Below are 19,363 nucleotides of genomic sequence, written 5' to 3' on the forward strand. Positions count from 1 at the left end.
GTGTTTTTTTGAAAATAATTTTTAAGTGATGGTATTTTATACTTTACGTACATTTCTCAAACAAAAAAAGCGGTTTTATACGTAATTTGATATAAAAAAGGTGGCTATTATTAGCCACCTTTTGATTTCACAATAACATCAATTACTGTTTAGCAACGATTTCGTCATTTTCTACATCTAAAATGACAGGTTTACCTGGCAATAACTTACCTGACAAGATTTCTTGTGCCAGAGGGTTTTCAATTTCCTGCTGAATTGCACGTTTCAACGGCCTTGCTCCGAAGATTGGGTCAAAACCAGCCTCCCCAATTTTCTCAAGTGCCGCTGGTGTTGCACTGACTTCATAACCGTGCTCTTCAAGACGTTTATATAAACGAGCCAATTGAATATTGGCAATATTCGTAATTTGCTCTTTACCTAATGGATGGAATACAACGACTTCATCTATACGGTTAATAAATTCAGGTCTGAAACTATGGGACACCACTTCCATCACCATATCTTTCATTTCTGAGTAACCAATCATGCCAAACCTTTCTTGGATTAAGTCAGAACCCAAGTTGGATGTCATGATGATTACTGTATTACGGAAGTCTACCGTTCTACCTTGCCCATCCGTTAAACGTCCATCATCAAGCACTTGTAATAAAATGTTGAAAACATCAGGGTGTGCTTTCTCAACTTCATCCAATAAAATGACTGAGTAAGGACGACGTCGAACTGCTTCAGTTAAATACCCACCTTCTTCGTAACCAACATATCCAGGAGGTGCGCCCACTAAACGTGATACCGCATGTTTTTCCATAAATTCAGACATGTCGATACGAACCATTGCATCATCGCTATCAAACATAAAGTTTGCTAACGCTTTACATAACTCAGTTTTACCTACCCCTGTTGGCCCTAAGAACATAAACGAGCCAATTGGGCGGTTCGGATCTGATAACCCTGCACGACTACGACGAATTGCATTCGATACTGCAACTACAGCTTCATCTTGTCCAATAACACGCTGATGGAGTTGCTGTTCCATACGTAACAGTTTCTCTCTTTCGCTTTCTAGCATTCGAGATACAGGAATGCCAGTCCAACGCGCTAAGATTTCTGCAATTTCAACATCTGTTACTTTATTACGTAACAGTTTCATGCTTTTACCTTCAGCTTTCGTTGCCGCTTCAAGCTGTTTTTCCAACTCTGGAATTTTACCGTATTGCAATTCGGACATTTTTGCCAAATCACCCATACGGCGTGCTTTTTCCATCTCGATACGTGTATTTTCAAGTTCAGCTTTAATATGCTGAGTACCCGTTAATGATGCTTTTTCAGCTTTCCATTCTTCTTCTAACGCAGAATATTCACGCTCTTTCTCTGCGAGCTCTTCTTCTAACATCTCAAGGCGTTTTTTACTTGCGTCATCTGATTCTTTTTTCAGCGCTTGCTGTTCGAGTTTGAGCTGAATAATACGACGTTCCAGCCTATCTAAGGATTCAGGTTTTGAATCCATTTGCATACGTAAACTTGCACCCGCTTCATCAATTAAATCAATTGCTTTATCGGGTAACATACGATCAGTAATATACCGATGCGATAACGTTGCCGCTGCCACAATCGCTGGGTCGGTTATTTGCACATGGTGGTGCAATTCATAACGTTCTTTTAAGCCACGTAAAATAGCAATTGTGTCTTCAACGGATGGCTCTGCGACATACACTTTTTGGAAACGACGTTCTAAAGCAGGGTCTTTCTCAATGTATTGTCGATACTCATCCAATGTGGTTGCACCAACGCAGTGTAATTCACCACGAGCCAACGCAGGTTTTAACATGTTGCCCGCATCCATCGCACCATCGGCTTTACCTGCACCAACCATAGTATGTAGCTCGTCAATAAATAGAATGACGTTACCTTCCTGTTTGGCGAGGTCATTTAGAACGGCTTTCAGACGCTCCTCAAACTCACCACGATATTTCGCACCCGCAATCAGTGCCCCCATATCTAGGGATAATACCCGTTTGTTTTTTAACCCTTCTGGAATTTCACCATTTACGATACGTTGTGCTAACCCTTCAACAATCGCTGTTTTACCAACACCTGGCTCACCAATCAGCACGGGATTATTTTTAGTACGGCGTTGCAATACTTGAATGGTACGACGAATTTCTTCATCTCGGCCAATCACAGGGTCTAATTTGCCTTGCTCTGCACGTTCAGTTAAATCAACCGTATATTTTTTCAAGGCTTGGCGCTGGTCTTCAGCGCTTTGGTCATTCACTTTTTCTCCACCACGCATCTGTTCTATTGCCTTTTTTAAATTATCTTTATTAACACCTGCTGCTTTGAGCATGTCTGCTAATGTCGTATTGGCTTCTAAAGCGGCGACAAGAAATAATTCTGAGGAGATAAATTCATCTCCGTGCTTTTGTGCCAGCTGATCACATAAATTCAAATGACGCATTAAGTCACTTGATGGTTGAACATCTCCCGCTACACCTTGCACTTGAGGTAAACGACCTAGCGCATCTTCGACTTTTTGCTGAAATTGTACGGCATTCACGCCTAACGTCGTCAGCAATGGACGAACGGTACCCCCTTCTTGATTAAACAGGGCACTTAATAGATGAATAGGTTCTATAAACTGGTTTTCGCGCCCAAGGGCTAGTGATTGGGCGTCAGCGAGAGCTTGCTGGAATTTATTAGTTAAACGGTCCAGACGCATAACACCTCCAATAAATGAGATTAAATTTGCTACTGGATACTAGATGAGGTCAGTTTTTAAATATTCAAGTTTTGCAAGGAATTATTTTCATAATATCCATTAATTTAGAATAAAACACCAAGACTAGGTGTTTATCCATATTAATGAAGCCATTCTGCCAGTCTTTCCTTCCCTTCGATAGGAAAAAAATCTGTTTTCATCTGTTACGGTACAAAAATCACCGCCATACACTTTCGTTACGCCAGCAGCTTGTAGTCTTTTACGCGCTAACAAATAAATATCAGCTAGATATTTATTGTTATAAGGAATAAAAGCAGAGGCTAAATCAGACGATTGATTAACAAAAGCCTCTTTGACTTCCTTGCCGACTTCAAATTTCTTAGCACCAATAGCTGGGCCAAGCCAAGCGATAATTTCATTTGCAGGACAAATAAATTGAGCAACTGTATTTTCAAGGACTCCATGACATAACCCACGCCACCCTGCATGGGCGGCGGCTACTTCCGTTCCGGCTTGATTAGTAAATAACACAGGCAAGCAATCCGCCGTCATAATGGCACAAACTTGGCCAACCTGGTTGCTATACACTGCATCCGCTTGCCTATTGTGAATTTTATTCCCAACAAGATGTAGCACATCAGTACCATGCACTTGCTCAAGCCATACAGGCTGTTGTGGTAGCTGAGCAAGTTTTTCAAGGCGTTGACGATTTTCACTGACAGCATTGGGAACATCCCCAACATGATCACCTAAATTCAAGCTATCAAAAGGTGGTTGGCTCACACCACCTGTACGAGTTGTACTACAGCTAGCTATATTTTTAGGTTGTGGCCAATCAGGGAAAATCAATGTATTCATTACCAGTCCATATCGTCTTTATGCAGTTCAGTATCTGCTTTTAGAGCTTCAATAAGCTTAACCATATCATCAGGTAACGGTGCATGCCACTCCATTTGAATACCTGAGATTGGGTGATATAAACGCAACATGGTGGCGTGCAGTGCTTGCCTATCAAAATTACGCATGACCTCTAAAAACTCCTCTGTCGCCCCTTTTAATGGACGCGGCCGCCCACCGTATAAAGGATCACCAATTAAGGGATGATTGATATGCGCCATATGAACTCGAATTTGGTGTGTTCTACCCGTTTCCAGACGTAAACGTAAACGAGTATGAGCTCTAAAGTGTTCCATTACACGATAATGCGTTATGGCTGGTTTGCCCATTGGGTGTACAGCCATATGAGTTCGTTTAGTTGGATGGCGAGAGATAGGTTCTTCTACCATACCGCCCGCGGTCATACGACCGACCGCAACTGCTTCATATTCACGCGTAATTTCTCTACGTTGCAATGCTTCGACAAGGTGTGTTTGAGCTGGAACGGTTTTTGCGACAACCATTAAGCCTGTTGTGTCTTTATCTAAACGATGAACAATACCCGCCCTTGGCACATCTGCAATTTCAGGATAACGATATAATAACGCATTCAGAATTGTGCCATCTGGGTTTCCTGCCCCGGGGTGGACAACTAAATCACGCGGTTTATTAATAATTAGGATATCTTCATCTTCATAAATCACATTAAGTGGGATATCTTGTGGTTCCCAGCGATTATCTTCTTCAATGAGGGCATCGATTAAAATTTGTTCACTGCCGAAAACTTTTTCTTTTGGCTTATTGATAACTTTGCCATTAACCTGCACTCTATCAGCTAAAATCCATTCTTTTATGCGAGAACGTGAATAATCAGGGAACAATTCGGCCAAAGCCTGATCTAAACGTTGACCAAGCTGTGATTCAGCGATAGTTGCACTAAGTTGTACTTGTTGAGCCATAAATTAATCTACTTTTTGGTGTTTGTGTTTTGACGGCAGTGCCGTTTCATTTAAAATATATGCTATTGTAACTCGAATTTTGCCGGGAGCCTTATGGATAGACTCCCTCGAAACACTCAGAGGATAACCTACACGTGATGATACGTATGAAAAATCTGGTGGCTGCAGCCACGTTGAGCCTGATTTTAGTCGGCTGTTCCAGCACTCCTGAAGTCAGCCCTGATAGCTCCCCTGCTGAAATATATGCAACGGGTCAGCAAAAACTACAGGACGGCAATTTTAAAGCAGCGATTAAACAATTTGAAGCTCTTGATAACCGTTATCCATTTGGTCCATATGCTCAGCAGGTTCAATTAGACCTGATTTATGCATATTATAAATCAGCAGAGCTGCCAATGGCGATAGCCGCGATTGACCGTTTCATGCGTTTGAACCCAACTCATCCAAATATTGATTATGTCCTCTATATGCGAGGCTTAACCGCGATGGCCCTGGATGATAGCTTATTGCAAGGCCTCTTTGGTATTGACCGCTCAGACAGAGATCCACAGCATGCACGAGTTGCATTCAAAGATTTCAGTCAGCTAGTTCGCTACTATCCTAACAGCTTATATTCCAATGATGCGAGTAAGCGATTAGTTTACTTAAAAGACCGTTTAGCAAAATTCGATCTTTCTGTTGTCGAATACTACAACAAACGCGGTGCTTATGTCGCGGTTGTTAATCGTGTTCAACAAATGCTAAAAGACTACCCAGACACAGAAGCAACACGTAATGCCTTAGCATACATGGAAATTGCTTATAATGAGATGGGGCTAAACCAAGAAGCGAATAAAGTTGCGAGTATTATTGCTGCAAACCCACAATAATATCATCGTGAGATCGAAAACAGCGGCCAAGGCTGCTGTTTAGGTTGTTGACAAAGCGGGATAAAAGCGTGGTTTTTCCCGCTTTGTGTTATCAGCCGAAAATCAATTCATTGATTTTCCTAATTTATTTTCAATAACCGATTAAACTTGCTGCCAAACATAATATGTTTGTCCGCAGTCTGAACAGCAGCCAAGGCTGCTGTTTTCTTTGCTAACGGCGATTTAGTTGCTTGCCCATTTAGTGTGCTAATTTTAACCCAAAAAAAACTCCGGCTAATTACCGTTCCGTTAACCAACCCAGCCAGTTTCCCTTAATCAATTCATTTTGGCAATGCTTTTTCGCCCCTTTTTTACGTGAAATCACACTTCGGATGAGCGCTACTCTTCCTCTGAATGAGATGTGATCTATATCAATTTTTTCTTAGCAAGAACGGGTATTCTGAACTCAACAAAGACGGAAACAATGAGAGGTAACTATATGATAGTGAACATTACTAGCAAACAAATGGACATTACCCCAGCGATTCGTGAGCACATTGAGAGCCGTCTAACAAAACTCGATAAGTGGCAAGCATCCTTGATAAATACGCATGTTGTTTTATCAAAAGAGCCACAAGGTTTTATGGTTGATGCCAACATAAAAACAGCGACAGGAAAATTGGTCGCAAGTGCCAAGCATGAAGATATGTACGTTGCAATTAATGAACTAATTAACAAACTCGAAAGACAACTTAATAAAGTGCAACATAAAGGAGAATCAAGAAGAGCATATAATAGTGTAAAAGAAGCGAATAATACTGTTACGTTATAATTTTATATTATCTATCAACTAATCTTGAACCTTGTAAACGCGCTCGCTATGGGCGCGTTTTTTATGTTTCTGATCCTTACCTATTGACTTCTTAGTGAGTATCGGGTTTATTTAAATTGAATCGACTAAAGGTATTCATATGAATCTTAATTTTGTTTTCTTTTTCTTCTTTTTTAGCAACTCCTAATTAGGGGCTTTTGTCGTTCGAGAAAGAAAAGAAGACAAAATTAGAAAGCCCCCTCTAGGGGGCTTTTTTTATATCATAATATTAACAGGGTAGGCAGCATGGAAAACAGCACTAATTTATTGAAAGTAAGAGAAAAAATAAGTCAACTGGATAGTGAATTACTAAATCTTTTAGCAAAGCGCCGTGGTTATGCTGTTGAAGTCGCTGAAACAAAAATTGATGATAGCCGCCCTATTCGTGATAAAGACCGTGAGCGTCAGCTTCTTGATGTTTTAATCAACAAAGGCAAACCGCTAGGGCTTGATGGTTTTTATATCACCCGCCTATTCCAAATGATTATTGAGGACTCCGTTCTTACACAACAGGCGATTTTACAAAAACATTTAAATTTAACCCCGAGTGATACTGCCCGTTTCGCATTCTTAGGGCCGAAAGGTTCTTACTCACACATTGCTGCACGCCAATATTCTGCTCGCCACTTTGACCAACTGGTTGAATGCAGTTGCCATAAATTCCAAGATATTTTTTCATTAGTTGAGAGTGGGCAAGCGGAGTATGGCATTTTGCCAATAGAAAACACCAGCTCGGGTGCAATTAATGATGTTTACGATTTACTGCAAAATACATCATTATCAATCGTTGGAGAAATTCGACTCCCAATAAACCATTGTCTCTTAACAACAGGAAATACTGATCTCAGCCAGATCAAAACCGTGTATAGCCACCCTCAGCCTTTCCAGCAATGTAGCCAATACTTAGCGCAATTCCCTCACTGGGAAATAAAATATTGTGATAGTACATCAACTGCAATGCAAATGGTCGCAGACCAAAACTCACCGAGTGTAGCGGCGCTTGGAAGTGAAGCCGGCGGCGCGTTATACAATTTAAGCGTAATAGAACACAACCTCGCTAATCAGCAAATTAATATGACTCGGTTTATTGTTGTTGCACCGCAACCAATTGAAGTCACTGAACAAGTCCCCGCTAAAACAACACTACTTCTTACCACTGGCCAACAAGCTGGAGCCTTAGTTGATGCATTAGTTATTTTGAAAAATAATAAGATAATTATGAGTAAATTAGAATCTAGGCCAATTAATGGTAAGCCCTGGGAAGAGATGTTTTATGTAGATGTTCATTCAAACTTACGTTCAGATAATATGCAGCAAGCTTTGAGAGAACTTTCAACAATTACTAGATCAATTAAAATATTAGGCTGCTACCCATCCGAAAATGTGGTTCCTGTTGAACCTGAAAAGATCACGCCTTAATAAAATATAATCTGGCTGCACTTTTATCAGTGCAGCCTATTTAGCGGAAACTATATTGCTGCTTTAGGCTGATGACTCGACGATTTAACTCTGAAATAATTCACTAACTCCTTCAAATGATATGCTTGTTCATTTAAGGAGTCCGCAGCAACAACAGATTCTTCAACTAAACTCGCATTTTGTTGTGTGGTTAAATCAAGTTGCCCTACTGCACTATTAATTTGAGAGATCCCATCGCTTTGCTCACGGCTAGCTTGCCCAATTTCACGTAGTAGCGCATTCATCTCTTTTACACTATCCACCATGCCATGTATTTGCTGAGTTGCTTTTTCAACAAGTTCCATGCCTTCTTGCGTTTGTGACGATGAGTTTTCAATCAACCCGCGAATATCACTCGCTGAAGCTGCACTTTTTTGTGCTAATAATCTCACTTCCCCAGCAACAACGGCAAAGCCTCGCCCATGTTCACCGGCTCTTGCCGCTTCAACGGATGCATTCAATGCTAAGATATTAGTTTGGAATGCAATCGAGTCTATTAGGTTAATAATTTCTGTCATCTGTGATGACGAACCGTTGATTGCTCGCATTTTGTTCGTAACTTGGCTCATCATATCGCCATTATTTTGCACAATAATCGCTGCTTGATCTGCAAGCATACTTGCTTCATGGGTGTGCTCAGTCGTATTTTGAACAGTTGAAGTTATTTGCTCCATTGAACTAGCCGTTTCTTCAACTGATGCGGCTTGTTCTTCTGTACGTGCGGCAAGGTTTTGGTTCCCTGCAACAATTTGCCCTGCTGCCGCCGAAATACTTTCAGAACCTTGCTGAACCTCTTGGACGATTTCCAGCAAGTGTTCTTTCATATCATTAAGTGCATTTAGCAACACACCCGTTTCATCTTTTGAGGTGACCTGAATATCTTTAGTCAAATCCCCATTTGCAATTGACTGAGCGAAATTAACCGCATTTTCCAATGGTCTAGTAATAATAGTCGTAATATACCAACCCATTACGCAGCCCGCAGCGATACTCAAGATTGAGAGAACAGCCAGTAATAATTTATTACTTTCATAGTCTGCATTGACTTTCCGGCCGATCTCTTGCATCTGCAAGTCTTGAATTGCCATCAATGTTTGAATGTGATCTCGATAATCCCGCTGAATACTCGAAGTTTTCGTCATCATCTCATCAATCGCCGCTTGCCGATTATTTTGTTGTAAGAATACATTCATACGTGCCAGCGATGCATGGAACTGTTGGCGGATCACGCGTAAATCTGCCAAAATTTCTTTAGAACGATCATCAGTGACACTGCTTTCTAGTTTTTCTAACAACTCTGTTATTTTCAGTGTAATTTTAGCAAGCTCTTCACGGCGCTTATCACTACCTCTGTCATCAAGTAAAATCAGCTCTTGGATCCCAATAAAAGAATAAAAGTTATCCATCATCTGCCCGGCTGTCGAAGCAATAGGATAGCTTTCATAAAGTACCTGCTTCATTCCTTCATTAGCCCGGTTCATATTCGCTAAAGAAAATATTGAACTTAAGATAATAAGCGCAACAAAACCACCAAATGCTATCGTTAACTTCATACTGATTTTGAGATTTTTAAAAAACATATATTTACCACGCTAGTCATCATTTAATGAGTAGTGTTATCGGTAAAACAGATAAGATCTTTATCATATAAATCGATCGATTTATAAATATTAATTTTAAAAATTGATTAATTTGGAATTAAATAGTGAATAAATTCAATTTTAGGCTAATTAGCACATTATTCGATAGAAATTATACATATAAGTACAATTACTTATTTTAAATAAAGATTTCAAGTGAGATTAACTAAAATGGAAGAATATGGAAGACAGCGATACATTAACACCACAGATAAAGCCCCCTACCGCAATAAAACACGATAGAGGGCGGGGATGATTATTTTCGATTATCGTTTGCTCGTTGCAGTAATGATTGGCTTTCTTTCATAAAATGATGGGCATCTTCGCCGAACCACTGGCTAACTTGATTAAATTGGTGGATAAATTCCTCTTTATCTTTTTTCTCAAGTAGCATTATTGAGTCCCCTAACAATTGGTGATACCTCCGTATCAATTCAACGTTTTCATCAGAAGACATAATAATATCTGCATACAGTTGAGGGTCTTGTGCAAACAGCCGCCCAACCATCGCGAGCTCTAAACGATAAATAGGCGATGATAAATCAAGCAGTTGCTGTAAATCGATATTTTCCTCAGCAAGATTTCGTCCATAAGTAAATGTTGTAAAGTGCCGTAATGCCTGAATAAAGCTCATATTTTTATCATGCTCTTCAGCTGATATTTCTTTCAAGCGAGCTCCCCAAACTAATAGCTGTTCAAGGAACCACTGATAAGACTCCGAGCTACGGCCATTACAATAAGCAAATACTTGCTTTGCAACGCTACCAATATCAGGGCCAAACATCGGGTGAAGTCCAAGTACGGGCCCATCATGCGCAGCTAACATCGCTTCTATGGGCTGTTGCTTAATTGACGCGATATCCATCAAGATCGTGCTTTTATCCAATTTAGGCAGTTGGTTGATCACTTGTACTGTTAAGTGAATAGGTACACTGATGATCACAACGCTCGCACCAGCAACTATAGACTCTGCTTGCGGCCAATCACCTTCATTCAATATTTTGACTTGGTAACCTGATAAAGTCAGAAGGCGGTGGAACAACCGCCCCATTTTCCCATCACCGCCCACAATCACAATGGGTCCAGCTGATGGGTTCAATGTTTTGAACCCTTTATCATTTTCACGTGCGTAAGATTCACGCATGATCCGCCTTAGAATATCCTCAATCAGATCAGGTGGGATCCCCATACGCTCAGCTTCAGCGCGACGTGCGGCCAACATACTGGTTTCGCGCTCAGGCACATAAATCGGTAAGCCATGTAAGCTTTTCACTTCACCGACTTCAGCAACCAATTGCAGCCTTTTTGCTAATAAATCGAGTAACGATTTATCAACTTCATCAATTTGTTCCCGTAAATGGGATAACTCAACAGACATACCAATACCTTGATCAGCTCACTTTACTCAATTTTTGCGCACGTTGTTCAAGCACAGGTAGTAATGCCTGATGCAATTTACGCAATACCGTTTCCGTCGTTTGCCAGTTAATGCAGGCATCAGTTACTGAAACACCGTATTTCATTGAGTCACGGGCTTGTTCTGATGTTTGATTCCCTTCATTAATATGGCTTTCTAGCATAATACCTGTAATTGATTCATTACCATTAATAATTTGTTCAATAATAGAATCAACAACTAATGGCTGACGACGGTAATCTTTATTTGAGTTTCCATGGCTACAATCCACCATAAGTGATGGCTCTAAACCAGCTTTTTTCATTTCAGCTTCACAAGCCGCAATGTCTTCAGCGTTGTAGTTAGGTGTTTTTCCACCACGTAAAATGACATGGCCATTACTATTGCCTTTAGTATGTAATAAACAAACTTGGCCAGATTGGTTAATCCCCATAAAACGGTGTGGCATGGCAGCTGCTTTTAATGCATTAATTGCGGTAGATAAACTTCCATCCGTTCCATTTTTAAAACCAACAGGCATAGATAAACCCGATGCCATTTCGCGGTGTGTTTGTGACTCAGTGGTTCTTGCACCAATGGCAGACCAACTAAATAGATCCCCTAAGTATTGAGGATTGTTAGGATCCAGTGCTTCTGTCGCTAATGGTAACCCCATATTAACTAAATTAGTCAGCAAGTCACGAGCAATATGCAGGCCTTTTTCCATTTCAAAAGAGCCATCCATAAATGGATCACTAATCAAACCTTTCCAACCCACGGTTGTACGAGGTTTTTCAAAATACACACGCATCACAATATATAAGCTATCACTTAATTCTTCGGCTAATACTTTCAGACGCTCACCATATTCAATAGCAGCATCCACATCATGGATTGAGCAAGGGCCACATACCACGAGTAAGCGAGGGTCGCGTTGATGAATAATGTCAGCAATCACTTGGCGCGATGTCGCAATGGCATGCAGGTTGCTGCGACTCAGCGGATATTTCTCTTTCAGACTCTCAGGAGTGATTAATACCTGCTCGTCTTGAATATTCACATTGTTGAGTACATCTTTTTGCATGATCATTTTTTACCTACTTATTAGCTTATATTTGCTTAGTTTATTATTTACGTATTGTGTTTGGGTGTATGACTAATAACATACCATGCATCGTAAACAATTCAATCCATTTATGTAAAATATTTCCACACATGTAAAATATTATTTACACAACGGTAGTGAATTGATAAATATATAAATTTACATAAAATTAACATTTATAATATTTAAATTAGAGTTCAACACCAATTTTTAGTAAATATTTATTTACAGATTAAGATGTTAATCTCTCAGCTATATTCTAAATAGTTCGAGTTGTAGCAAGGCGGCAAAGGAATGAGACGCTAGGAGCATACACAAGTATGTGACTAGTGCGAATGAGTGCTGCCAACACAGCTACAACTTGAAATATGACGAATATAGGTATGTGACCTGTGTGGCTGAGCGCAGCCAACACAGCTAGGACTTGAAATAAACTCTCTCAGCTATATTCTAAATAGTTCGGGGTGTAGCAAGGCGGCAAAGGAATGAGACGCTAGGAGCATGTGACTAGTGCGAATGAGTGCTGCCAACATAGCTACAACTTGAAATAAACTCTCTCAGCTATATTCAAAATAATTCGAGTTGTGGCTAGGCGTCAAACGAGGTTATCTCGGGGAGCATACATAAGTATGACCCGAGTAACCGAGAGAAGACAACAACGCCACAGCTTGAAGTATGACGAATATAGTGACGAATATAAAAAGGCCCGCAAATGCGGGCCTCTCTCATAACATAACTTTCGGATGTAGCGAAAGCGTATTACTTGGCGTTCAGACGCTCTTTGATACGAGCTGCCTTACCAGAACGCTCACGCAGGTAGTACAGTTTAGATCTGCGAACAGCACCACGACGTTTAACTGCAATGCTATCTACGACTGGTGAGTGAGTTTGGAATACACGCTCAACACCTTCGCCGTTAGAAATTTTACGAACAGTGAATGCAGAGTGCAGACCGCGGTTACGAATAGCGATAACCACGCCCTCGAATGCCTGCAGACGTTTTTTAGAGCCTTCTACGACCCATACCTTAACTTCCACGGTGTCACCCTGACGGAATGAAGGTACGTCCTGCTTCATTTGCTCTTGTTCAAGTTGTTTAATAATGTTGCTCATAATAACTCTCTTACCCTAGGTAAACTGATATGTTTAGACAATTAATTGTCTGGATTCATTTGTTGCTCAGACTGATATTCCCGTTGGAATTCAGCCAGCAACATCCTCTGCTCGTCAGTCAGAGCTAGGCTTTCCAGAAGCTCAGGTCTTCTAAGCCAGGTACGGCCAAGTGATTGTTTCATGCGCCAGCTATCTATTTTAGCGTGGTTTCCTGAAAGTAAAACATCAGGAACCTGCATGCCGTCTAACACTTCAGGGCGGGTATAGTGTGGACAATCTAACAAACCATCTGCAAAAGAGTCTTCTTGAGCAGAGGCTTGATGACCAAGTACCCCCGGTATAAACCGTGAAACTGAGTCAATCAACACCATCGCGGGGAGCTCCCCACCACTGAGAACGTAATCACCGATTGACCATTCTTCGTCAACTTCGGTTTGAATGATACGCTCATCAATGCCTTCATAGCGGCCACAAACAAGAATCAATTTCTCATTGGTTGCCAGCTCGCAAACACCGTCTTGACTGAGTTTGCGCCCTTGCGGTGAAAGATAAATAACCTTTGCACCAACACCAGCCTCAGTTCTTGCTGCGTTGATTGCATCCTTAAGCGGTTGCACCATCATCAGCATGCCTGGACCACCACCATAGGGGCGATCATCAACAGTTTTGTGCCTATCGTGAGTAAAGTCACGCGGATTCCAGCACTCAAATGTTAGCAGGCCATTTTTCACTGCCCGACCAGTTACCCCGTACTCGGTTATTGCGCGGAACATTTCGGGAAACAGGCTAATTACACCAATCCACATCATTTCGTCCCACTTATCAAAACCGTTCAACCGGAGATTTAAAAACCAGGATCCCAATCCACTTCAATAAGTTTGGTATCGAGATCGACTTTCTTGATAACCTGCCCATCAAGAAACGGAACTAACCGCTCCTTGATGCCAAATGCATCTTTTAAATTCGCCTTAATGACCAGTACATCATTTGAACCGGTCTCCATCATGTCAGTGATGGTACCAAGGTCATAGCCTTGTAACGTCACTACATGGCAACCCATCAGGTCTTTCCAGTAGTATTCGTTTTCTAACTCAGGAAGTTGGGTTGAATCAACCGCAATCTCAAAGTTAGTCAAAAGCGCAGCTGCATCGCGGTCATCGACCCCGTTCAGCTTGACGATGATATCCTTGTTATGATGTTTCCAATCTTCAATTTCAATGTGTTGCCATTGACCTGAGCGCTGGATAAACCAAGGCTGATACTCAAAAATACTTTCAGCATGTTCGGTGGACGAAAAAACTTTGAGCCAACCACGAATACCGTACGCTGCACCTAATTTCCCCAATACGATTGGGTTTTCAGGTGGCTGTAGTTTAGTTTGCTTGCTCATTGTTACCACCGCGACAGATTAAGCTGCTTTCTTAGCTTGTTTGACCAGTTGTGCAACACGGTCAGAAATAGTTGCGCCTAAGCCAACCCAATGCTCAATACGGTCCAGGTCTAAACGCAGTTCTTCTGCTTGACCAGCAGCGATCGGGTTGAAGAAACCGATACGCTCAATGAAACGACCGTCACGCGCATTGCGGCTATCGGTTACAACGATTTGGTAGAACGGACGTTTTTTAGCGCCGCCACGAGATAAACGAATTGTTACCATAACATCCTCATTAGTTAACAAAACAACCAGACTCCATCGAGGGATAGAGTCCGGCTGTCATATAAAAAGCCCGAAAAGTTTACTCACTTTGACGCAAAAATCAATCAAAAGTGCGTTTTCTTTGAGGCTTTATTGCTTAACGCCCCGGAAAACCCGGAGGCATCATACCCTTCATGCCGCGCATCATCTTGGCTAGACCACCTTTTTTCATTTTCTTCATCATGCGTTGCATGTCATCAAATTGTTTTAAGAGGCGGTTAACTTCTTGCACGGTAGTTCCCGAACCTGCCGCAATACGACGTTTTCGCGAACCTTTAATAATTTCAGGTTTTTCACGTTCTTTACGTGTCATGGAATTAATCATCGCTTCCATACGAACGGTGATTTTATCATCCATTTGGGACTTAACGGCATCCGGTAACTGAGACATCCCGGGCATTTTGCTCATCATGCTCGCCATACCGCCCATATTACGCATTTGCTTTAATTGACTTAAAAAGTCATTTAAATCAAAACCATCCCCTGTTTTAAGTTTTTTAGCCAGCTTTTCAGCTTCATCGCGGTCAACTTTATGCTCAATCTCTTCAATCAGAGAAATTACATCACCCATACCGAGAATACGCGACGCGACGCGCTCTGGATGGAATGGTTCTAAGGCGTCAGTTTTTTCACCAACCCCTAGAAATTTAATGGGTTTGCCTGTAATTGCGCGAATAGAAAGCGCCGCACCGCCTCGCGCATCACCATCAACCTTGGTCAACACAACCCCAGTCAGTGGCAAGGCTTCATTAAACGCTTTCGCTGTGTTTGCCGCATCCTGTCCTGTCATCGCATCGACGACGAATAAGGTTTCAACAGGCTTAATAATGCGGTGAACTTCTTGGATTTCTTCCATCATCGCTTCGTCGACGTGCAAGCGACCCGCGGTATCTACTAACAGCACATCGTAGAATTGCAATTGTGCGTGTTTTAATGCTTTTTGAACAATAGCAGCGGGTTTTTCTTGTACTTCCGAAGGGAAAAAATCAATTCCAACACTTTCAGCTAACGTCTCTAATTGTTTAATCGCCGCGGGGCGATAAACGTCAGCAGAGACAACTAATACTTTTTTCTTTTGTTTTTCTTTTAAAAGCTTACCTAATTTTGCAACGCTGGTTGTTTTACCCGCACCTTGCAAACCCGCCATTAAAACGACCGCAGGAGGTTGTGCGGATAAATTAAGTTGGTGGTTTTCGTCCCCCATCGCCCGAGTCAGTTCATTTTGAACTATTTTGATGAACTCTTGGCCTGGTGTTAGACTTTTATTGACATCTTGCCCAACCGCATTTTCTTTAACTTTTTGAATGAATTCACGGACTACTGGCAAAGCAACGTCAGCTTCCAGCAAGGCCATGCGAACTTCGCGTAGTGTTTCTTTAATATTTTCATCAGTTAGACGCCCACGCCCACTGATATTGCGCAACGTGCGCGATAGTCTGTCAGTTAAATTATCAAACATATGTCTTAGCTCAATTCTGTTGATGGGCCGATGTCAGCCTGATCTGGTTGCTAATACAGATAATTTCAAGTGCGTGTTATCTAACAACTTGAATTATAAGCATCAATGCCTTCACAATGAGGAAGGAAAACCAACACTAAAAATAATCGCGGCAAAATAATGCCCCATTGTAACATGCCCGCAGTTTTTTCGCTGCCCCCTGTTTGAAACGGATGATACAGGTTATTATGGCTTGAATTTAATAATACGAACCAACCCCGTAGGCACATGAAGTGCTATCCGCAATGAATATATTGCGATTGGCCCGTCCAATAGTTGGAGCCTGCACTCGTACAAGTTATACTATGAAATAACTTTCCACTAAAAATGATTAACGACACTATACTATGCCCGTATTTGCAGTCATAGCAGTTTGTACATACATGGTCAGTCTGTTACTGATCGTCCCCGGCCAAGTGCGTAAACAGCCGTTTTACCGCCATCTCGCGCTTTTTCTTGCCGTTGTTGCGTTAGTAACTCACGCTATTACATTGAAATTCTTGATTTTCAGTGAAGCCGAAGGACAAAACCTCACTCTGTTGAATTTAGGCTCAACAGTGAGCTTACTCATGTGTGTGATTATGACTGTTGTCGCTTACTGGGGAAAGGCTTGGTACTTAACGCCCATAGTCTATAGTTTTGCCATCATTAACTTGATGCTGTCAACGCTAATGCCTGGTGAGTTTATTACGCATCTCGAAGCTCGCGTCCCCCTGTTTGTTCACATTGGCCTCGCTTTGTTGAGCTATGCAACACTTCTTATTGCGGCTTTATATGCATTACAAGTGGCTTTAATCGACCATCAACTAAAAAACAAAACCTTAAAATTTAGTCCCGATATGCCACCGATGATGGTGATTGAACGTAAAATGTTCCATATCACTCAAGTTGGTGTCATTTTGCTAACTCTGACCTTATGCACTGGCTTTATTTATATGGATAATATTTTTGATAAAGAAAATATTCATAAATCAGTGTTATCCGTTATCGCCTGGTTTGTTTATATCACTCTACTTTGGGGGCATTTCCATGGAGGATGGCGAGGTAAGCGCGTTCTATTTTTCCATGTTGGCGGTTCAATCATCTTAACTATGGCTTTTTTTGGTAATCGTCTAATACAGGAGTTCATGGTATTTTGACGCAAATAAAGTCACTACTTTCACCACATAAGGAAACTTGTTTTGGATGATGTGTCCACGAGTACGCTAATCATCATATTGATTGTTTTAATTTTTATGTCAGCCTATTTTTCTGCATCAGAAACTGGGATGATGACGCTAAACCGTTATCGGTTAAAACATTTAGCAAAACAAGGTAATCGCTCAGCGATACGTGTTGAGAAACTGCTTAAACATCCTGACAAGCTGTTAAGCCTAGTCCTTATCGGTAACAACTTAATCAACATAGTTGCTTCCGCATTAGCCACTATTATCGGTATGCGACTATATGGTAACGCGGGTGTAGCGATGGCAACCGGGATCCTAACTTTTGTGATACTCATTTTTGCCGAAGTTATGCCAAAAACACTGGCAGCGCTGTACCCTGAAAAAATTGCATTTCCAAGTAGCTATCTCTTAAAACCATTACAAGTAGTTATGATGCCTATTGTTTGGGCATTTAATACTATTTCAGCACTACTGTTACGTTGCATTGGGGTGAAATCACTAACCGCACGAACTGATGCGGTTAATAAGGAAGAGCTACGCACCATTGTTAACGAATCAAAGCATAAAATTAGCCGCCGAAATCAAGACATGCTGATTTCCATTTTAGACTTAGACAAAGTCACAGTTGGCGATATTATGCTACCCAGGAATGAGATTGTTGGTATTGATGTCAATGATGACTGGAAATCAATTATTCGGCAGCTTACGCACTCCCCTCATGGCCGTATTGTGCTTTATCGCGATTCACTTGATGACTCTATTGGCATTTTACGCGTCCGCGAAGCGTACCGTCTCATGATGGAAAAACGTGAATTTAATAAGCAAAATCTCATTAAAGCTGCAGATAACATTTATTTTATTCCTAACAGTACACCGTTAAATGTTCAGTTAGTTAACTTCCAGCACAATAAAGAAAAACTCGGGATTATCGTTGATGAATATGGCGAGATTCAAGGTCTTATCACTGTAGAAGATATCTTAGAAGAGATAGTTGGTGATTTCACCACCTCTATGTCACCATCCTTAGCTGAAGAAGTTTTGCCACAGAGCGATGGGAGCGTTCTTGTGGACGGTTCTGCTAATATTCGTGAGCTGAATAAGGCTTTTGATTGGAATCTCCCTGTAGATGGTCCTAGGACGGTTAATGGCATGGTTTTGGAAGTCATCGGTGATATTCCACAACTTGAAGAGCAAATCGTGGTAGGACATTACCTTATCGAAGTATTAGCGATGAATGAAAATATCGTTAAGCAGGTCAGGATCACACCTCTTACTTTTAGTTCTCAAGTCCCCGACCTTTGATTTCTTCATAAACTTGCCATTAAATTCTGCTATAAAAATAAAAAGAGCCTTAATTGGCTCTTTGCATAAAGAATATTTGATAAAAACTAAACGTGTAGCTGTTCAAGTTTCTCAGCAGGTAATGCTAACTCATCGTTCTTATTGATACCAATTTCAGATGCAAGAACATTACGTGCAATTTGCTGAGCTTCTTCCAGTGAGTGCATTTTATATGTGCCGCACTGATAGACATTCAATTCAGGAATTTTGTTTTGGTCTTTCACCTGCAAAACATCTTCCATTGCTGCCTTCCATGCATTAGCAACACGCAGTTCATCGGGCTGACCAATAAGGCTCATATAAAAACCAGTACGGCACCCCATTGGTGAAATATCAATAATTTCAACACCATTACCATTGAGGTGATCACGCATAAAGCCTGCAAAGAGGTGCTCTAAAGTATGCGTCCCTTTTTCTGTCATGGCTTCTTCATTTGGTACAGTAAAACGCAAATCAAAAACCGTGATGGTATCACCACTTGGTGTTTTCATGGTCTTTGCCACACGTACAGCAGGCGCTGACATGCGAGTATGATCGACAGTAAAGCTATCTAATAATGGCATTTTGTGACCTCCTCAAAAATAAAAAATATTTTCTAAAATAAATGAAACTATTTTGAAAATGCAGAGTCTGAATTATTGAAAGACGCGCAATTTGTTATCATCCCTAATTCTCTAAGA

The 19,363-nt window shown here is 41.1% G+C and carries 17 protein-coding genes and 1 other annotated feature; of the genes, 5 read left to right on the forward strand and 12 right to left on the reverse strand.

The window, feature by feature from the left end:
- Positions 1-142 precede the first annotated feature (142 nt).
- From clpB to rluD, 3 genes are all read right to left on the reverse strand, one after another.
- On the reverse strand, positions 143-2,716 hold the full coding sequence (gene clpB / locus PR683_RS10215; RefSeq protein ID WP_004913979.1) for an ATP-dependent chaperone ClpB: 2,574 nt from the start codon (positions 2,714-2,716) through the stop codon (positions 143-145).
- Between the two features lie 123 nt (positions 2,717-2,839).
- On the reverse strand, positions 2,840-3,574 hold the full coding sequence (gene yfiH / locus PR683_RS10220) for a purine nucleoside phosphorylase YfiH (RefSeq protein ID WP_109911984.1): 735 nt from the start codon (positions 3,572-3,574) through the stop codon (positions 2,840-2,842).
- Positions 3,574-4,551, reverse strand: a complete 978-nt coding sequence (gene rluD, locus PR683_RS10225; RefSeq protein WP_004913983.1) for a 23S rRNA pseudouridine(1911/1915/1917) synthase RluD — start codon at positions 4,549-4,551, stop codon at positions 3,574-3,576. The genes yfiH and rluD overlap by 1 nt, the downstream gene beginning before the upstream one ends.
- A 137-nt stretch (positions 4,552-4,688) precedes the next feature.
- Between rluD and bamD the strand changes: the two genes are divergently transcribed.
- The 3 genes from bamD (at position 4,689) to pheA (ending at position 7,689) form a co-directional block, all read left to right on the forward strand.
- Positions 4,689-5,420 carry an outer membrane protein assembly factor BamD gene (bamD, locus tag PR683_RS10230; RefSeq protein WP_004913985.1) on the forward strand — a complete coding sequence of 244 codons (732 nt, stop codon included), beginning with the start codon at positions 4,689-4,691 and terminating at the stop codon, positions 5,418-5,420.
- A gap of 478 nt (positions 5,421-5,898) precedes the next feature.
- The gene (gene raiA / locus PR683_RS10235; protein WP_004913987.1) at positions 5,899-6,231 is read left to right on the forward strand and encodes a ribosome-associated translation inhibitor RaiA; all 333 of its coding nucleotides are present in this window, start codon (positions 5,899-5,901) and stop codon (positions 6,229-6,231) included.
- Positions 6,232-6,369: 138 nt separating this feature from the next.
- Positions 6,370-6,490, forward strand: a sequence feature (Phe leader region).
- A 26-nt stretch (positions 6,491-6,516) separates the two neighbouring features.
- A complete protein-coding gene (pheA, locus tag PR683_RS10240) occupies positions 6,517-7,689 on the forward strand; it encodes a bifunctional chorismate mutase/prephenate dehydratase (RefSeq protein ID WP_004913989.1) in 1,173 nt (390 codons plus the stop codon).
- Positions 7,690-7,739: 50 nt separating this feature from the next.
- Here the strand turns inward: pheA and PR683_RS10245 are convergent, their stop codons facing one another.
- From PR683_RS10245 to ffh, 8 genes are all read right to left on the reverse strand, one after another.
- Complete coding sequence (locus PR683_RS10245; RefSeq protein ID WP_004913992.1) at positions 7,740-9,308, reverse strand: methyl-accepting chemotaxis protein; 1,569 nt, start codon at positions 9,306-9,308, stop codon at positions 7,740-7,742.
- A gap of 316 nt (positions 9,309-9,624) precedes the next feature.
- Complete coding sequence (tyrA, locus tag PR683_RS10250) at positions 9,625-10,746, reverse strand: bifunctional chorismate mutase/prephenate dehydrogenase (RefSeq protein WP_109911982.1); 1,122 nt, start codon at positions 10,744-10,746, stop codon at positions 9,625-9,627.
- A 13-nt stretch (positions 10,747-10,759) separates the two neighbouring features.
- Positions 10,760-11,854, reverse strand: coding sequence for a 3-deoxy-7-phosphoheptulonate synthase (locus PR683_RS10255; RefSeq protein ID WP_123382455.1), 1,095 nt, complete (start codon positions 11,852-11,854; stop codon positions 10,760-10,762).
- Between the two features lie 774 nt (positions 11,855-12,628).
- Positions 12,629-12,982 carry a 50S ribosomal protein L19 gene (rplS, locus tag PR683_RS10260; protein ID WP_004264827.1) on the reverse strand — a complete coding sequence of 118 codons (354 nt, stop codon included), beginning with the start codon at positions 12,980-12,982 and terminating at the stop codon, positions 12,629-12,631.
- A 41-nt stretch (positions 12,983-13,023) separates the two neighbouring features.
- On the reverse strand, positions 13,024-13,788 hold the full coding sequence (gene trmD / locus PR683_RS10265; protein ID WP_109911981.1) for a tRNA (guanosine(37)-N1)-methyltransferase TrmD: 765 nt from the start codon (positions 13,786-13,788) through the stop codon (positions 13,024-13,026).
- A gap of 38 nt (positions 13,789-13,826) precedes the next feature.
- A complete protein-coding gene (gene rimM, locus PR683_RS10270; protein ID WP_004914024.1) occupies positions 13,827-14,372 on the reverse strand; it encodes a ribosome maturation factor RimM in 546 nt (181 codons plus the stop codon).
- 18 nt (positions 14,373-14,390) lie between these two features.
- On the reverse strand, positions 14,391-14,639 hold the full coding sequence (gene rpsP / locus PR683_RS10275; RefSeq protein WP_004914031.1) for a 30S ribosomal protein S16: 249 nt from the start codon (positions 14,637-14,639) through the stop codon (positions 14,391-14,393).
- A gap of 136 nt (positions 14,640-14,775) precedes the next feature.
- On the reverse strand, positions 14,776-16,137 hold the full coding sequence (ffh, locus tag PR683_RS10280; RefSeq protein WP_004914034.1) for a signal recognition particle protein: 1,362 nt from the start codon (positions 16,135-16,137) through the stop codon (positions 14,776-14,778).
- 386 nt (positions 16,138-16,523) lie between these two features.
- Between ffh and PR683_RS10285 the strand changes: the two genes are divergently transcribed.
- Both PR683_RS10285 and PR683_RS10290 read left to right on the forward strand, forming a co-directional pair.
- The gene (locus PR683_RS10285) at positions 16,524-17,315 is read left to right on the forward strand and encodes a cytochrome C assembly family protein (protein ID WP_004264820.1); all 792 of its coding nucleotides are present in this window, start codon (positions 16,524-16,526) and stop codon (positions 17,313-17,315) included.
- A gap of 42 nt (positions 17,316-17,357) precedes the next feature.
- Positions 17,358-18,644 carry a CNNM domain-containing protein gene (locus tag PR683_RS10290; RefSeq protein ID WP_109911980.1) on the forward strand — a complete coding sequence of 429 codons (1,287 nt, stop codon included), beginning with the start codon at positions 17,358-17,360 and terminating at the stop codon, positions 18,642-18,644.
- 86 nt (positions 18,645-18,730) lie between these two features.
- Here the strand turns inward: PR683_RS10290 and luxS are convergent, their stop codons facing one another.
- Entirely contained in the window at positions 18,731-19,246 is a 516-nt protein-coding gene (gene luxS, locus PR683_RS10295) for an S-ribosylhomocysteine lyase (protein ID WP_004914042.1), read from the reverse strand.
- Between the last annotated feature and the right edge of the window lie 117 nt (positions 19,247-19,363).

The organism is Providencia sp. PROV269 (assembly GCF_028477785.1).
Lineage (GTDB): Bacteria > Pseudomonadota > Gammaproteobacteria > Enterobacterales > Enterobacteriaceae > Providencia > Providencia rettgeri.

What these genes read in the sequence shown, in the direction of transcription:
- yfiH (WP_109911984.1), bottom strand. Translation starts at nt 3,574, where the DNA reads ATGAATACATTGATTTTCCCTGATTGGCCACAACCTAAAAATATAGCT.
- clpB (WP_004913979.1), bottom strand. Translation starts at nt 2,716, where the DNA reads ATGCGTCTGGACCGTTTAACTAATAAATTCCAGCAAGCTCTCGCTGAC.
- PR683_RS10255 (WP_123382455.1), bottom strand. Translation starts at nt 11,854, where the DNA reads ATGATCATGCAAAAAGATGTACTCAACAATGTGAATATTCAAGACGAG.
- tyrA (WP_109911982.1), bottom strand. Translation starts at nt 10,746, where the DNA reads ATGTCTGTTGAGTTATCCCATTTACGGGAACAAATTGATGAAGTTGAT.
- pheA (WP_004913989.1), top strand. Translation starts at nt 6,517, where the DNA reads ATGGAAAACAGCACTAATTTATTGAAAGTAAGAGAAAAAATAAGTCAA.
- bamD (WP_004913985.1), top strand. Translation starts at nt 4,689, where the DNA reads ATGATACGTATGAAAAATCTGGTGGCTGCAGCCACGTTGAGCCTGATT.
- rpsP (WP_004914031.1), bottom strand. Translation starts at nt 14,639, where the DNA reads ATGGTAACAATTCGTTTATCTCGTGGCGGCGCTAAAAAACGTCCGTTC.
- ffh (WP_004914034.1), bottom strand. Translation starts at nt 16,137, where the DNA reads ATGTTTGATAATTTAACTGACAGACTATCGCGCACGTTGCGCAATATC.
- raiA (WP_004913987.1), top strand. Translation starts at nt 5,899, where the DNA reads ATGATAGTGAACATTACTAGCAAACAAATGGACATTACCCCAGCGATT.
- trmD (WP_109911981.1), bottom strand. Translation starts at nt 13,788, where the DNA reads ATGTGGATTGGTGTAATTAGCCTGTTTCCCGAAATGTTCCGCGCAATA.
- PR683_RS10285 (WP_004264820.1), top strand. Translation starts at nt 16,524, where the DNA reads ATGCCCGTATTTGCAGTCATAGCAGTTTGTACATACATGGTCAGTCTG.
- PR683_RS10245 (WP_004913992.1), bottom strand. Translation starts at nt 9,308, where the DNA reads ATGTTTTTTAAAAATCTCAAAATCAGTATGAAGTTAACGATAGCATTT.
- rimM (WP_004914024.1), bottom strand. Translation starts at nt 14,372, where the DNA reads ATGAGCAAGCAAACTAAACTACAGCCACCTGAAAACCCAATCGTATTG.
- rluD (WP_004913983.1), bottom strand. Translation starts at nt 4,551, where the DNA reads ATGGCTCAACAAGTACAACTTAGTGCAACTATCGCTGAATCACAGCTT.
- luxS (WP_004914042.1), bottom strand. Translation starts at nt 19,246, where the DNA reads ATGCCATTATTAGATAGCTTTACTGTCGATCATACTCGCATGTCAGCG.
- rplS (WP_004264827.1), bottom strand. Translation starts at nt 12,982, where the DNA reads ATGAGCAACATTATTAAACAACTTGAACAAGAGCAAATGAAGCAGGAC.